6 protein-coding genes and 1 CRISPR repeat array are annotated in these 14,008 nt (G+C 41.2%); of the genes, 2 read left to right on the top strand and 4 right to left on the bottom strand.

Translation table 11 applies throughout. From position 1 onward, the window contains the following. Position 1 precedes the first annotated feature (1 nt). Together FTT70_RS04610 and cas1f are read left to right on the top strand one after the other, a co-directional pair. Positions 2-673 carry a type I-F CRISPR-associated endoribonuclease Cas6/Csy4 gene (locus FTT70_RS04610; protein ID WP_180073095.1) on the top strand — a complete coding sequence of 224 codons (672 nt, stop codon included), beginning with the start codon at positions 2-4 and terminating at the stop codon, positions 671-673. Position 674: 1 nt separating this feature from the next. After that, complete coding sequence (cas1f, locus tag FTT70_RS04605) at positions 675-1,628, top strand: type I-F CRISPR-associated endonuclease Cas1f (protein WP_070154190.1); 954 nt, start codon at positions 675-677, stop codon at positions 1,626-1,628. Between the two features lie 96 nt (positions 1,629-1,724). Next, positions 1,725-7,092: direct repeats of the CRISPR family, unit length 28 nt; unit sequence GTTTGCCATCGCCCAGATGGTTTAGAAG. Positions 7,093-7,123: 31 nt separating this feature from the next. Here cas1f and FTT70_RS04600 read toward each other — a convergent pair. The 4 genes from FTT70_RS04600 to FTT70_RS04585 are packed head-to-tail and all read right to left on the bottom strand — an operon-like array spanning position 7,124 to position 13,982. Next, positions 7,124-8,320 carry a Wadjet anti-phage system protein JetD domain-containing protein gene (locus FTT70_RS04600; RefSeq protein ID WP_180168340.1) on the bottom strand — a complete coding sequence of 399 codons (1,197 nt, stop codon included), beginning with the start codon at positions 8,318-8,320 and terminating at the stop codon, positions 7,124-7,126. Next, on the bottom strand, positions 8,313-11,690 hold the full coding sequence (locus tag FTT70_RS04595) for an ATP-binding protein (protein ID WP_180168339.1): 3,378 nt from the start codon (positions 11,688-11,690) through the stop codon (positions 8,313-8,315). Before FTT70_RS04595 ends, FTT70_RS04600 begins: the two co-directional genes overlap by 8 nt. After that, positions 11,678-12,511, bottom strand: coding sequence for a DUF4194 domain-containing protein (locus FTT70_RS04590; RefSeq protein ID WP_180168338.1), 834 nt, complete (start codon positions 12,509-12,511; stop codon positions 11,678-11,680). Before FTT70_RS04590 ends, FTT70_RS04595 begins: the two co-directional genes overlap by 13 nt. A 10-nt stretch (positions 12,512-12,521) precedes the next feature. Beyond that, positions 12,522-13,982 carry a DUF3375 domain-containing protein gene (locus FTT70_RS04585; protein WP_070155917.1) on the bottom strand — a complete coding sequence of 487 codons (1,461 nt, stop codon included), beginning with the start codon at positions 13,980-13,982 and terminating at the stop codon, positions 12,522-12,524. Positions 13,983-14,008: the final 26 nt, after the last annotated feature.

The following is a 14,008-nucleotide window of genomic DNA, read 5'->3' as shown; positions in this document are numbered from 1 at the left end:
TATGCAACCCAACTATTATCTTGATATTCGTATTTTAGACAGTGCGGATGATGGTGAGCTTACCCTCACCCATCTGCGCAATCAAATTTACAGTATTGTGCATGGTGCTTTTCGAAAAATGCCAGAAAAATTTGCCTTAGCTTTAGAAATTTCACCACGCCAGCAACGAAAAATGCTGACCAAAGAAGCAAAATATAATTATCCCATAACACCAAATTATGATGTTTTACGTATTTTTGCATCGGAACAAGATGATTTAGATCAATTGGTTGAGCGCATTAAAGGTCATTGGAAAATCAGGGACTATGCTTTACTCAATCATCCTGTTGCTGTACCTATAGCAAAGGTGACGGGTTGGCGCTGTTATTTTCGTTTTCGATTACCAACCTTAAAAGCTGAACCCAATTTTTTAAAAGATTATCCTGAACGAGAAAGTTTACACACCAAACGCCTTAATAAAGCCAAGAAACTTCCTTACTTTAAGGTCATTAGTCAAAGTACTGGGCAAAGTTTTACGGTTCCTATTGAGATTTTTGATATTAATTTTGAGGAAGAAAATTTTGGACTTCCTGAAAATTACAAGGATGTTAACGTGTTAAAAAGTGGTTTACCTGATGGGTATGGCCTAGCACGAAAACAACACGCTTTCGCATTACCTGTGTTTGAGGTATAAAATGAGTGATTTCCGTCAGCAACGCAGTCGTGCTCTGATGTTATCTAAACGAGCCTGTGTATTTTACCTTGAGCGGGTACGTGTCATGCTCAAAGATGATCGGATTGTGTATCTGACGGATAACCTTCAACCGATGGAACATTTTTATAATATTCCTGAAAAAAATACGGCGTTCTTATTGCTCGGTAAAGGCAGCTCCTTAACCGATGCTGCCGCCCGTCGTTTGGCAGAATCTAATGTTATGGTTGGATTTTGTGGTTCAGGCGGTTCTCCTCTCTTTTCATCACTTGATCTCACTTTCCTCGCACCACAAAGTGAATATCGCCCAACCGAATATATGCAAACGTGGATGAGAGCTTGGCTTGAAGATGATGCTCGCTTACTGATGGCTAAAGTTTTACTAAGCGAACGTGTGTCTATTACTGAAAAAGCATGGAAAAAGAATATCAACTTAATACAACACGGTATATCGCTTGACCCCATTGCTATGACACGTTTTCTACAAGATATTGATTTGGCAAACAATCAAACAGAATTATTAGCAGCCGAAGGCCGTTGGGCAAAAAGTCTCTATAAACAACTTGCATCGGGTTTAAATTTTGAATTTAGCCGTGAGGAAGGAAAAGGGTCGCATGAGTCCTTACGTGATATTGCCAATAGTTATCTAGATCATGGTAATTACATTGCTTATGGTTATGCTTCTGTCACACTAAATGGTATGGGAATAAGTTTTGCCTTACCTATTTTGCACGGTAAGACACGTCGTGGTGGTTTAGTTTTCGATATTGCAGATTTAGTAAAAGATGCTTTTGTTATGCCACAAGCGTTTATTTCTGCCAAAAATGGACATAATCAAAAAGAGTTTAGAATGCAACTGATTGAATCCTGCCAAGATCAGGATGTCTTAGACTATATGTTTAACTTCATTTCTGAGCTATGCAATAAAATCAAATGATTTCAAAAGTTTATTGATTTTTGTTTTTTTGATCTATTTTCACTCTTTAAAAACCTATATCATTATTATCTAGAGCTTTTTATGATAAAAGTTCTAGTTTGCCATCGCCCAGATGGTTTAGAAGAAAACAACAAGGTTACGAAAGTTACTCATTAAGTTTGCCATCGCCCAGATGGTTTAGAAGAAGAAAGATAATGAGAAAGACAAGGGTAAGGGGTTTGCCATCGCCCAGATGGTTTAGAAGCGCCCGCAAGTGTTAGTGTTGCGTCAGTTGTGGTTTGCCATCGCCCAGATGGTTTAGAAGATCAATTGTGTAATTGGTAATCCCAGTCACTTGTTTGCCATCGCCCAGATGGTTTAGAAGAACCACCCCCATCATTACTGCAGCCAAACGTAGTTTGCCATCGCCCAGATGGTTTAGAAGTGATGCAAATACGCTGTATCTGCAATCCGAAGGTTTGCCATCGCCCAGATGGTTTAGAAGTTTAGCACTTGCTCAAGCAGCACAATCGACACGTTTGCCATCGCCCAGATGGTTTAGAAGTCACCTTCCATGTTCATCATAATCATGGATGAGTTTGCCATCGCCCAGATGGTTTAGAAGTGGCAGATCAACGACATGATTAATACCCTCAGGTTTGCCATCGCCCAGATGGTTTAGAAGATCAACGGAAAACGCCTTAATGAAATCCTATTGTTTGCCATCGCCCAGATGGTTTAGAAGAGCTTGCCAATATCACCACCTGAGCGATTAAAGTTTGCCATCGCCCAGATGGTTTAGAAGTTTTGCCAGTCCTTTTGCTCTGCTGCATCCATGTTTGCCATCGCCCAGATGGTTTAGAAGTTATTCAACCCCATCGCCAGATAAAAGAAGTAGTTTGCCATCGCCCAGATGGTTTAGAAGTTGCCACATTTCCTGCATAATCCCAAAGATGCGTTTGCCATCGCCCAGATGGTTTAGAAGAAAAAGCACAATTGCCCCATTAGGCTTGATGAGTTTGCCATCGCCCAGATGGTTTAGAAGGAGCGGGATACCATTAGCGACTACACCATCAAGTTTGCCATCGCCCAGATGGTTTAGAAGCGATTGAACAGCATCTAAACCCTGTTCCAATCGTTTGCCATCGCCCAGATGGTTTAGAAGAAGCACCAAAGCCACCACCGACTGCTTCTTCAGTTTGCCATCGCCCAGATGGTTTAGAAGCAGCGGCTACAGCAATTCGAGCAGTCGGCTATGTTTGCCATCGCCCAGATGGTTTAGAAGTAGTTGGCTAATCGCTTCAAGCACTGCTTGTCGTTTGCCATCGCCCAGATGGTTTAGAAGTTAAACTGAATTGGTGTTAATTTTGTTCTAGTGTTTGCCATCGCCCAGATGGTTTAGAAGCGCAACAACTGGAAATTCATCGGCAAGATATTGTTTGCCATCGCCCAGATGGTTTAGAAGTTGCAGAACTTCGCAACATGGTCAAACCTATGGTTTGCCATCGCCCAGATGGTTTAGAAGAAAAGAAGATATTAAGAATCTGACGCTAGATCGTTTGCCATCGCCCAGATGGTTTAGAAGAACGCGGACGGTTCTATTCGTTGGTCTGTTAGGTTTGCCATCGCCCAGATGGTTTAGAAGAACACAAGATTGCGGAGAGCAGGCAGATGATAGTTTGCCATCGCCCAGATGGTTTAGAAGACCTTCCACATTGGTCTGATCAATACGCTTTCGTTTGCCATCGCCCAGATGGTTTAGAAGGTTACGATACCCGTTTTTATGTCGGATTAGAAGTTTGCCATCGCCCAGATGGTTTAGAAGGATTCGTACGCGAAATGGCTATCCTGTGCGCAGTTTGCCATCGCCCAGATGGTTTAGAAGAATATTACGAAGATAAAGATACCAATGCAGCCGTTTGCCATCGCCCAGATGGTTTAGAAGATCCCCTCTTTCAGCTTTAATTTCTTGTTGAAGTTTGCCATCGCCCAGATGGTTTAGAAGTAATAATTATAAAAATAAATTAAGAGATAATTGTTTGCCATCGCCCAGATGGTTTAGAAGACTGAACGCAATCCTATTTCTACTCGTTATACGTTTGCCATCGCCCAGATGGTTTAGAAGTTGCCATTCACTAGGTTGGTTTTCTTTTGAATGTTTGCCATCGCCCAGATGGTTTAGAAGTATCTGATTTTAAACCCATCTGTGAGCATAACGTTTGCCATCGCCCAGATGGTTTAGAAGAAGATCAATTGCAAGTTTTCCTTGCCATTCACGTTTGCCATCGCCCAGATGGTTTAGAAGATCTGGGAAATTAGAGAACCCCATTGGCAACTGTTTGCCATCGCCCAGATGGTTTAGAAGTGAAGCAAGGCAGCCATTGCAGGCGGTATATTGTTTGCCATCGCCCAGATGGTTTAGAAGAACTTGTTAGAAAGCAAGATATTTGATGTTTTGTTTGCCATCGCCCAGATGGTTTAGAAGTGGACTAAAAGACAAATTGTTGAGCAGGCTCTGTTTGCCATCGCCCAGATGGTTTAGAAGGCGATTGTAAATACATCACCAACTGCAGCACCGTTTGCCATCGCCCAGATGGTTTAGAAGATGGGCTTTTGTTGCATGAGGCTGTGCATATCGTTTGCCATCGCCCAGATGGTTTAGAAGAAGATTTGGCACTGGAGAGGCAGCAGCAAATCGTTTGCCATCGCCCAGATGGTTTAGAAGTCAATCATGAAACTGCAACCCTAGCATTGGAAGTTTGCCATCGCCCAGATGGTTTAGAAGAGTTACCACTATCGATTGCGAGAATACGGAAAGTTTGCCATCGCCCAGATGGTTTAGAAGAACAATACCGTGCATCGACACGTTTGCTATGTGTTTGCCATCGCCCAGATGGTTTAGAAGTCTGCTTTCTTTCTTGCATCTACAGCGGATTCGTTTGCCATCGCCCAGATGGTTTAGAAGGTTACGATACCCGTTTTTATGTCGGATTAGAAGTTTGCCATCGCCCAGATGGTTTAGAAGGATTCGTACGCGAAATGGCTATCCTGTGCGCAGTTTGCCATCGCCCAGATGGTTTAGAAGACAAAAGACAATGAACTTTCTTACACGCTCAGGTTTGCCATCGCCCAGATGGTTTAGAAGTGGTGGACAAAAGCTATTTGTTGGTACGCCACGTTTGCCATCGCCCAGATGGTTTAGAAGACAAAAGACAATGAACTTTCTTACACGCTCAGGTTTGCCATCGCCCAGATGGTTTAGAAGGTCCACGTTTTCAGTCACAGCAAGAATAATTGGTTTGCCATCGCCCAGATGGTTTAGAAGAATATTCACTCTACTAAAGTTTAAACCCGTGAGTTTGCCATCGCCCAGATGGTTTAGAAGTGCCAGCATTTCGCCTGTGCTGTCTGAATAGAGTTTGCCATCGCCCAGATGGTTTAGAAGAGTCGAAGCACACGGTAGTTTGTGACAACCTTGTTTGCCATCGCCCAGATGGTTTAGAAGAGTAGTGCTTTTTGCTCTAAAACCTTTTGTCTGTTTGCCATCGCCCAGATGGTTTAGAAGATCTTGAGGAAATTTAACTAGAACATCTCCGTGTTTGCCATCGCCCAGATGGTTTAGAAGATGCGCGAGCTTGAGTCTTAGTGTCGAATGTCGTTTGCCATCGCCCAGATGGTTTAGAAGTGAATGTGATCTCCCTGCGTAGTTGTTTGCAGGTTTGCCATCGCCCAGATGGTTTAGAAGTCTGATAATGCCGCAAAGTAATGATTATTATGGTTTGCCATCGCCCAGATGGTTTAGAAGTGCAACCACTTCCGATTGATAGAATTTTAAATGTTTGCCATCGCCCAGATGGTTTAGAAGGTCTGGCTTTGATTTGGTATCACGATACAATCGTTTGCCATCGCCCAGATGGTTTAGAAGAAACGGGGTGCGCGTCGCACCATTGAATCTTCGTTTGCCATCGCCCAGATGGTTTAGAAGTGAGCCGTAGAACGCTGCACACCATTTCAGGCGTTTGCCATCGCCCAGATGGTTTAGAAGTGCACAAAATAAGAATAATCTGCTTTAGACTTGTTTGCCATCGCCCAGATGGTTTAGAAGAACTGGAAAAAACAGGATTTCATTAAGGCGTTGTTTGCCATCGCCCAGATGGTTTAGAAGAACTGGAAAAAACAGGATTTCATTAAGGCGTTGTTTGCCATCGCCCAGATGGTTTAGAAGTGAAATTAGTGCTGTCATTGCTGAAAAAATGGGTTTGCCATCGCCCAGATGGTTTAGAAGAGTTAATGATATTAAATGCATCGTATAACGCCGTTTGCCATCGCCCAGATGGTTTAGAAGAAAACTGTGCAGGGATGGATTTCGGTTGAGGAGTTTGCCATCGCCCAGATGGTTTAGAAGATCATTAGCCCCTAGCTAAATAATACTAATCAGTTTGCCATCGCCCAGATGGTTTAGAAGCGTCAAAATCCAACTCTGGAATCTTGCCTGTTGTTTGCCATCGCCCAGATGGTTTAGAAGATATTGCCATTGTTGTGGCTTCCCGCTATATCGTTTGCCATCGCCCAGATGGTTTAGAAGACTCTGTATGTAGAGTCAACGGGCATTAAAGTGTTTGCCATCGCCCAGATGGTTTAGAAGTACCTATATCAATAATCTCGACAAATTCATTAGTTTGCCATCGCCCAGATGGTTTAGAAGACTAGAATCATATACAAAACTCGCAGCCCATCGTTTGCCATCGCCCAGATGGTTTAGAAGATTTGCTAAAATCAACACTGTTTGCAAATTTTGTTTGCCATCGCCCAGATGGTTTAGAAGTGTGCCATTGCACGTGAACCATGACGCATTAAGTTTGCCATCGCCCAGATGGTTTAGAAGAACGTATTTGGCAAACCGTTCACGAACTTCTTGTTTGCCATCGCCCAGATGGTTTAGAAGATCCTGACACCGTGCCACGCCCAGCACCTGTAGTTTGCCATCGCCCAGATGGTTTAGAAGGTGATGGGGCTTAATTTTTATTTATGAAAATAGTTTGCCATCGCCCAGATGGTTTAGAAGTGCTGAATACCGCTTTGATAGTTTTTTATAGTGTTTGCCATCGCCCAGATGGTTTAGAAGTTTAAAACTACAATTGTAATTTTCAGCTTTCAGTTTGCCATCGCCCAGATGGTTTAGAAGATGCCACCCTAGTCTGAATAATATCTTTTTCTGTTTGCCATCGCCCAGATGGTTTAGAAGTATTCACTATCGCCAGTACGTCCGTGTAGGCGGTTTGCCATCGCCCAGATGGTTTAGAAGTAAGGAAAAGTTATGAAGCTATCACAATTGCAGTTTGCCATCGCCCAGATGGTTTAGAAGACCTATTGTTAAAACAAACCTGATGGTTTTATGTTTGCCATCGCCCAGATGGTTTAGAAGACACCGTAAGCAGTTGGCTTGTTCTGCTCGAAGTTTGCCATCGCCCAGATGGTTTAAACATTACACCCCTTATTATCAATCAAATTAATTTTCAAAGTAACTCTAAATAACGATGCACCCAATCAACCGAAATGCGCTCTTGCTCTAAACGCCTATTTTTAAATGTCTGTGCACGCAAATCATGAAATAATTTTAACTCGTCAGCAGTGAGATATTGTGGCTCACTAAAAATAGAGTCTGGTTCATCCACCATATGATTTTGGAACTGTAAAACTGTGGCTTCATCCATCATTAAAGCAATCACGTGTGGAATTTTTTGCCGAACCATACTTAAAATATTTAAACCTTCAGAGTCGATATCTCCCCAATAAAAAACCTGTTTATACTGTAACCACTTGGCCTTCATCCATGTAATATTTTTACCCCCACCACAAACCACAATACTATTTTCCAAGTAAGGGCACGCTAAACCTGACTGAATATTTTCAACTACAATTATTCGTTCCGCAGGTAACTCAAATTGATCTAGCACCTCTGTGGACAATTGAAAAACGGGGAGTCCTCCCAATTTTTCCTGCACATTTGGGCAGACGGGTTTGATCGTCAACCAACCTTTGGGGCTATCTAAGCAATCTAGCCATGCCAACAACCCTCCAGCCAGTACGATCTCATCATCATAAAGTACATTGCAAATTGCCTCCGTCAGCAATAAGTTCTGCTCAAGAAACTTCGTGTTTACAGCGCTTAATGGCAAGGCCCTTAAATAAAGCCCTGCCCCCATATTCGGTTTCAGCTGTTCAATCAGCTGAATCAACCATTGCCATTCTTGTTGGCTATAGCGTTCTATCTGCTCTAAATGATGAATTAAAGTTTGAAATAAACGGTGCTGATGACGATCATGCACAAAAGACTGCTTCAAAAAGCTGGATATTTTATCCAACCAGTTTTCAAGTTGTTGCTCTATTCCTAAAAGCTCAGTAAGCTGCTGTAAAGAAAAAATTCGTAACTTTACTGGAACACGTTGTTCTGAAAGTTGTCGATACTGCCGTTCTTGCCATTCAACCAGTTCAGGATAAGCAAAATCTGTCCACGCTTTAAAAAAAGCATGAAAATGACCCAAATTATCTCTAGCTTGTTGGTCTGTGGGCACTTTCAGTGAAATTTCGATTGGAAAAGGACGTTGATTTAACAACCGCTGCTTTAAATTTCGACGATTTTCCCATTCTTTTTTATGCAAAATACCCAAAACGGTATTTGGAAGTAATCCCCACTTCTCAATTTTAGGCATCTAACTGCACCCCAAACTGTTGTGCCTCTCTATGCAGTTGCTGTTGTTTTTGCGCCATTTTTTCATCAATTTCCTGCCAAGTAATTTCACATAAATGACTTTCATGTTTCTCAATATCACGCTCGGCAATTAATAAAGAACGTGCTGACTCACGCGCTAAATTCAAGTTTTTATAAGGTGTGATTAAATTGACATGAATTTTCAACGCCTTAAATACTTTGAGTACTCGACGACTAACCGCTTCAGCTGTGTTTGAAAAAGCTTCATCTAAAAACACTGTACTGTAGATTGGATAATCATAGCCGTCTGGTGTTAATACATAAGCCAAACTCGCTGCCACAATGGTTCCAGCAAAAGATTCTTTTTCTCCGCCAGATTTACCACTCGATGACTCCAAAACATCTCGTATTTCTTCTGTAGCCAAATCGACTTCTTCTGCATAGAAAGACATTTGATGACGAGGATCAAGTAAACGCTGGCTTTCAAAAGTATGCGCTGTAACCGAGTTACTCGCTTTTTCTAAAATAGAAATTAATTCAGCTAACTTTTTAAAACGTTGTTCATATTCAATACTATTAATACTAGATACGACCCATTTTAGTTTTTGCTCAAAATCTATGACGTGTGGATACTTTTCCTTTTTGTATCCTAGTCTTAGATAGCTGCCAGACTTAAATTCTGTACGCCGTAAAACCTGATTAATTATGGCAATACGGTCAGTGATTTCTTCTCTATCTGCCTCAAGGCGATTCTGAATCACACTTAAAGACTGCATGGTATGTTTTTGCAGACGCTGTTCAAACTGTTCAACTAAGGCAGGCAAACCTTCCTTTTCTAGTTCATGAAAATAGGCAACGCAATCATCCAATGCGGCCAAACCAACTGCCCATTCACGTTGTAATGCAATATGTGACCATTTATCCTTGCCACGAAACTGACCAATAATGTACGTTGCGCTATTTTTTGCTGAGGTATTTTGGTTGCTGGTATGTTCAATTAAACGCTCTAGCTCTTTTTCCACAGCAGTAAGATAAGCATCCTCCAACCGAGGTGTTTCTCCTATACGCTGTAGCAACAGTTCTCTGGCTTGTTCTGGGACACCTTGGTTTGCTGCCTTTTGCGCTTGTTGTTGTTGTTTTTCTGCATCACTGAGTTTCTGTTTGAGTTTCCCCCAAGTGTGTTGTAACTGTCCTTTCTGTTCCTGTAGTTGTTTTAATTCCTCTTTTGCAAGCTCCCAACGTTGTCGAGCTTGTTCAATATTGGTATCTGCCCGCTGTAAATGTTGCAAGTCATTGCTGGTCTGTTGCTGGCGCTCTGTCCAATAAGGAATATTTATCATATCCCATTGGTAACGTAACATTCGCTCCCACAAACTCTTATGCTGTGTTACCTGATCTAACACCTTACGCGATTGTGCAACACTCAAGGCATACTGTTCCAACTGTACCTCAAGTTGTTTCGCTTCATGCTTTAATAAATTTAAACGTGAAGTATTGGAAAATCCCAAACACCAAATTTTTCGATCATCAATCCGCTGTTGATCTTTTTTCTCAAAACGACCTTGCTCACGATGAATTAAGCCCTGTTGTGTCATAGAAAAAGGCGTTGTATTCATGATTGTTGTATCTGCCACACATTGCAGATCAAAGCGAAGCAGATGTTGTTTTAACCAATCACGATATGGATGCTCTCGCCAAACCAATTTCCGCAGAAAACCATTTTCTTTAAAATACACACTTTCTGTAGCATCAAGATGGATCACCTGTAAACGCACATGGGTTTTATTATGACGTGCATTCACCCATTGAGTGACCATTGAATAGCGATCTTTCGGCACCAATAACGTTGTTTTTAAACCACCTAATGCTCGTTCAATTGCGCCTTGCCAGCTTTTTTCAGCCTCTTTTACATCAATGAGCTCGCCAATAAACATTAATTCATGTTCATCAAAATCTAAATGCTGTCTAAGTTCATCTCTTAAACGCAATAAATGTACGTCATGAATATTACTATTAGGTCTGGTTTCTATTTCCTGAATATCGCTTTGAGTTTCTTTCAGTTGCTGTTGCGTTTGTGCGTATTTGCTACTGACTTGAGCAAACTCATCTTGTCGTTGGGTTTTCTCTTGCCCAATATTTAGAAGCTGCTCATGGGCTATTTTTTGGTTATCAATTAAATTTTGCTCGGTTAAATCATCTTGCAATTGTAATTGCTGAGCATCTTCCTGATAGCGCGATGCCTCTATGGTTAATTGCTTTAACTGACGCTGTATCAGTTCTAGCTCTTTTTGTAAGTTTTCAATCCGATTACCGCCTACTTGTAAATAGTCTTCATGGCAGCGCTCTTGTCGTTTTTCCGCATCATGTTCTTGTTGTTCTAATTGCTTAAACTGCGTATGTAATCGCTGTATCTCTTGCTCCAGCTGATGTATTTTTTCAGTCCAAAACTGAACATACAATTCACCTAAATATGCAGGAAAAGCTTGTTTTTCGAGCTGTAGATTATTCAGTTGCAGAGTTAACGCTGTTATTTGAACAGCTAACTCAGGTAATTTCTGTAAATGTAGGACTTGTTCACGCGCATCTACCAAATGCTTATAGTTTGCCTCTAAGTCAGCAAACTCATTTACTGCAGTCTGTGCCAAAGCACGAACCTGGCTTGGTTCTAAAACCAACTCGCGAATTAATTTAGTCAAATCATCAATTTTCTTTAAGCCTAAAGCACGTGATAACAACGCAGGTGCATTTTTATTATCCATAAATAAATATTTACGATACATCTCCTGATAGTCTTCAAATTTGCTATCAAAATAATGCACGCGTGCATCTGTTTTAGGATTAAAATGTTGTTTTAGCTGGCGAGTATTACCGTCTGCAAATTTTTCTAACACTTCAGTCAGTTGCACATTACGACTTGCAATCATATATAAACGATTCACTTCACTCAGCGAATGTTGACCTTGTCCAACCCAAAACAATCCAATTAAAGTAATCATCGAACCGTCATCAGCGGTATATAGCGCTCTTAATGCTGTTGTCACTGCTTTTTCACGCTTATTTTTTACTCGCGTTCCAGCCCCATCATGTTCTGAACCAAAACTACCACGCATATAAGAGAGTAATGTACGGTCTGAGCGATCGCCCTGCGCAGCTGCTACGTTAAAACTAGCTTTACTTGCAGGTTGTAACAATGCCATTAAACCATCAATAAAGGTAGATTTACCTGCACCATTATCTCCCGTAATAAGTGTCCCTTCAGGATCAATACGTGCGGTATGCAAGTTATGGAAGGAGCCCCAGTTAAATACTGAAATTTCTGACAAGCGAATTTGGCCTTGTGCAAATAAAGTTGAGAGGGTCATTTCTTGCATGATGATTCTCCATATTCTTGTTCGAATTGCTGCAACTTGGCCTTTGCTGCTAATTGTTGGTATTCAGATAATAAACTTTGTAAAAACTCGGCATTCACGACATAGCGGATAATTGGCGTAATTTCATAACGCCCTTCTTCACCACGCAGTCCCGTTAATACTTTTTTCTCAATAAATTTTTCTAATGCTGCATTTAGCTTTTTACGATCTTTGCTGTCATGATTCGTTAAAGGAATAAATGGAATTAAACTGCTCTGGATTCGCTCAACATCAATAATAATTTTTTGCTCACCCGCAGTTTCCCGCTCCTGATAATACTTCCGCAAAATAAGTAAAATTAAGGTGTCATATACAGTCAAAGTTCGTTTTCGTATCAGTACAGGAAAATCATCTAAAGGCTGGTTCTCATCTTCCTGTTCATCCTCAATACTTTCGAGATTGATGATATAAGCCACCCCTTGCTTGGCATCCAAAACCAACTGGATATAAACCTCTGCCAAATGTCTACGAATTTCCGCTTCATATCGGCACAATAAATCAAAAAGTTTTAAGTTTTCTGCTGCAAGAATAACCCCTTGACGCATGAGATAGACCAATACGCGTCGGGCTGCATGTGGCATAAGCGCATCTGTATCACGATCCTGAGCATGCTCCATCTCTGTTTGATTATCTGCATGTTGTTCCTCTGCCCCAGTTGTAGGAAACGAATCTTCTACAGGCTGATTAGCTTGGATTTCTATATTTTTCTCTGAATTTGAAGATGGTCTGCGTACCATTTCAAAGAAGTTGTCATGCTGTTGTATCTTATTTTCTGATTGCATCTCGATCTCCTTAAAGTGCCAGCTCATCTATATTTTTGGGAAATAAATCTGCACTCAAGTAATACACTGGAATACTGGCCTGCAAATGCACACCTGAACGATCCTTAAGTTCAACTTGCTCGGTATGCTGCATTTGTGGTGCTTTAATGGCTTTTGCTATACGCAAATAAGCAACAAGTTCTTCAAGCCCCGCTTGTAAAGGATGTTCATGTGTTAAGTGGGCAATACTCATCACCCCTTTCTGTGCGAGCGTTTGATATACTTTTTCAGCAACAGCACGAACCCGTACATTGTCTAAGTACTTCAGCATCTGATCACTAGGTTCAGTCTTGTTTTGTTGCTCTTCGACCTCACGTGTATCCATATGTTCTGTGGGACTTTTTAAAGCAAGACTTTCAGGCGAATTCAGCTGGATGGAACCCACGGCTAAATCCACTTGTACTTCTGTTTTTAAATCACACTCCGATTCCAACAATGCCACTGCATTTTTTTCTAATTCCGACAACAACTGATCAATCAAACGGTTTTCCAATGCTGCACCACTTTCAATATAAGCTCTCAAACCTTCTTCTGTACGACGTCGGACTTGGAAAACTCGGCTACTTTCGCGTCCTAACTCACGCATTAACTGACCTAAATATTTACGTTGAGATTCGCTTAATTGTTGTGCAATAGGATGATTCAAAATACTGCGTAACTGCTCTCTAAACTCAGTAGAACGATCTTGATCCTGAAGTAATTGACAAAACCCATCAAAAGCACTGCCTGCATCACTTTGGGCAAGCAACTGCTCTTTTTCCATTAAGCTCAGCAATACTTCTCCACGTGAATAAGCACCACTAATCATATCTAGACGCAACTCTTTATCTCGTAGACGAATCTCATCTTCGACCCGTCTAAAATCGCCTGTAAGAATGGAAGCAAGTTGATAAATTTCTCGTATTCTTTCTTTTTGTTCTGATTCTTCTAATTGTGTAACAACACCCGCCAACAAAGCATCTATTTCATTTTGAATCACTAATTTTTTTTGTTCGAGCAACTCCACTCGTTCTTCAATATTTTCACTCAATGCGACCACAAAATCACGAACCGCATCCTGCACAATTCTTAAATGTGATGCTGTGGTATGGGTTGCTCGCTCATCCAAGCCCTGACAAAAACGTAATACGGTTTCGCTAATATCCGTTTTACTCAGCTTGCCATCTATTTCTCTGAGCCAGCCTGAATGAATCCAATGATTTAAATAATGCGCTGCATTATTTTCTGTCTGCCAAATACCCTGCTCACGACTAGATTTAATCAACTCATCCAAGACATTTCTTGCACGGCCATAAGGGACTTCATTTTGTTCTGCAAATAAGTCAACAATGAACGCTAAAATATGTGGTGCGTTATCTGCTCTTAATAATTTCCAAATTGAGTTTTCATGATATAAACGCCGATACTTGGCCTGTAACCCTAGAATATTCATGCCATTCCACATCATCTGTATGATGG

It is taken from the genome of Acinetobacter sp. YH01003, assembly GCF_013420525.1.
Lineage (GTDB): Bacteria > Pseudomonadota > Gammaproteobacteria > Pseudomonadales > Moraxellaceae > Acinetobacter > Acinetobacter towneri.
The sequence above is the reverse complement of the archived record's forward strand: the minus strand, read 5'-3'. Positions and strand labels throughout refer to the sequence as shown.